The organism is Microcystis sp. LEGE 08355, from assembly GCF_015207185.1.
Taxonomy (GTDB): Bacteria; Cyanobacteriota; Cyanobacteriia; order Cyanobacteriales; family Microcystaceae; genus Microcystis; species Microcystis panniformis.
The window spans coordinates 1-2,032 of the sequence record NZ_JADEXI010000728.1 but is presented as its reverse complement, the minus strand read 5'-3'; the positions used below and the strand labels follow the sequence as shown (position 1 = coordinate 2,032).

The following is a 2,032-nucleotide window of genomic DNA, read 5'->3' as shown; positions in this document are numbered from 1 at the left end:
AACCACCTTCTAAGGGTGCGTAAACGCCTAAAGCGCCGTATTGTTCCAGATCGCGAATAAATGGTTTTCCTGTGGTCAGTAATGCCATAGCTAGTAAAAAAAATCTTTTTCCCTATAATCGCACGTTTTGTTAAGTTGTGCGTCAGGTGAACAGAAAAAGACTTAGGATCAAAGATAGAGAGGGACAATCGCTACTCTCTCCCGAGGAGGTAATATGTTTCACGATCTCCTTTATCCCAACGGACTGCTTTATATCCTGATTAAACTAACTGTTTTAGCTTTAGCAGTCTTACTCTGGTTTATGGTCGTTTCGGCCCCGGCTGTCTGAAAAAAACACTGCTCTTGTCGCAGGTTAGCCTTGTCTTCTACAATTAGCGTTCTATGCCATGGCTAAATTTTGTCGATGACTCCTGTTAAATTGCCGATCGATCCTTTTCTGAAACCCAACCTAACCACTAAACTACTAGGGGTTGGGTTGGTATTGACAATTATTTTTATCCTGATTGCCCTGTTTTCGCCCCTTCTGCAAGCGATCGGCATGATTCAGGATCCAACCGACATTTTAAGCAATTATCCCCTACAAGCCCCCAGTTCCGCCCATTGGTTCGGGACGAATGTGCGCGGTTATGATGTCTTTTCCCGCACCCTATTCGGGGCGCGAGCGGCCTTGTCCGTGGTATTTTTGGCCACAGGATTATCTTTAGTCATCGGGGTTCCTTTAGGACTAATTAGCGGTTATTTGGGAGGTAAGATCGATCGCGTTCTCCTCTTTCTCATGGATACCCTCTACACCTTGCCGGGGTTATTATTATCGGTGGCTCTCGCTTTCGTCTTGGGTCGTGGTATCCTCAATGTAGCGATCGCTGTTAGTATTGCCTATATTCCTCAATATTTTCGCGTGGTCAGAAATCAAACCGCCAGCGTTAAAAATGAGTTATTTATCGAAGCGGCCCGAGCGATCGGGGCTACACCGGGTCGTATATTATCAAAATATCTTTTCTTTAATGTCGTCCAGAGTGTCCCGGTTCTTTTTACCCTCAACGCAGCAGATGCGATCCTGGTTTTAGGCGGTTTAGGCTTTTTAGGCTTAGGATTACCAGAAGAAGTGCCGGAATGGGGTCATGATCTCAAGGAAGCTTTGGCGGATTTATCTACAGGTATCTGGTGGACCACTTTATTCCCCGGATTAGCAATGACCACGATGGTGGTGGGTTTATCCCTCTTGGGAGAGGGGTTAAGTGAAATTTTTAGGCGTTGTCAAATTGAAAGATGATCCGAATCAGCACCGGAACTGAAATTACGCTGTTGACCACTTTCGAGATGGAATTCTTGGATGGGTAATTGGTGGTCTCCCAAGGCGAGTGCCTTCGGCAACATAGTGCAGACACATTTCAACGTTTATGGCAAGCTATCTCATTTTGGCAATGTTATTTTTGGGTAAATGATGGAAATCCAGTGTATCCAATATTTATCCCTGACGGGGATCAGATTGTTAGCAAAACTTATAGGACAAGGGTAGAGGGAGAAAATACAAGATTACGTCATTTATTTAAATCTTGTGCTGTGACTTTGCCTACACCGATCAACAGCATGACGATAAGAGAGAAACAAAAAGATAGGATATTACGCAAACGCGGGCGATATTCTAGAAAAGATAATAATCGATTCATCGGTTATAACTCTCATGGGCAATTTCCCCTTTATAGTAATTGATTTAATCCCCTATCGTTCACTCAAAACTGCTTTTTTTCTGATCCAGATAGCGAGAATTGTCAGGAAAAGTAAACCCATCACTCCCGCTAAAGGATTTTTATCGATTCCAGTTAACCAATCGGGAACAGTACCAGTGTATTTAATTAACTGACCCACATTTAATATATAGTATGCCCAGATTAAACCCGCGTGCAGACCGATACTTTTACCCAAACTACCACCACAGGCGCGTTTTGCCCAACCGAGAACCAATCCTAGCAAGACTAAGGCAGGAAATTGGGGAAAAGTGCGGATAATTTCGGCTAAAGGTTTAATAAAG

The 2,032-nt window shown here is 43.7% G+C and carries 2 protein-coding genes and 2 pseudogenes; 2 read left to right on the top strand and 2 right to left on the bottom strand.

The window, feature by feature from the left end:
* A partial coding sequence (gene ndhN / locus IQ242_RS23410) for an NAD(P)H-quinone oxidoreductase subunit N (protein ID WP_193961603.1) occupies positions 1–88 on the bottom strand: 88 nt, incomplete at its 3' end.
* A gap of 315 nt (positions 89–403) precedes the next feature.
* Here ndhN and IQ242_RS23400 point away from each other — a divergent pair.
* Positions 404–1,273 (top strand): ABC transporter permease, encoded by an 870-nt coding sequence (locus IQ242_RS23400; protein WP_193961602.1) that lies wholly within the window; start codon positions 404–406, stop codon positions 1,271–1,273.
* Between the two features lie 28 nt (positions 1,274–1,301).
* Positions 1,302–1,545, top strand: a pseudogene (locus IQ242_RS23395) (IS1 family transposase); the annotation flags it as partial.
* Positions 1,546–1,722: 177 nt separating this feature from the next.
* Here IQ242_RS23395 and IQ242_RS23390 read toward each other — a convergent pair.
* A pseudogene (locus tag IQ242_RS23390) lies at positions 1,723–2,032 on the bottom strand (CPBP family intramembrane glutamate endopeptidase); the annotation flags it as partial.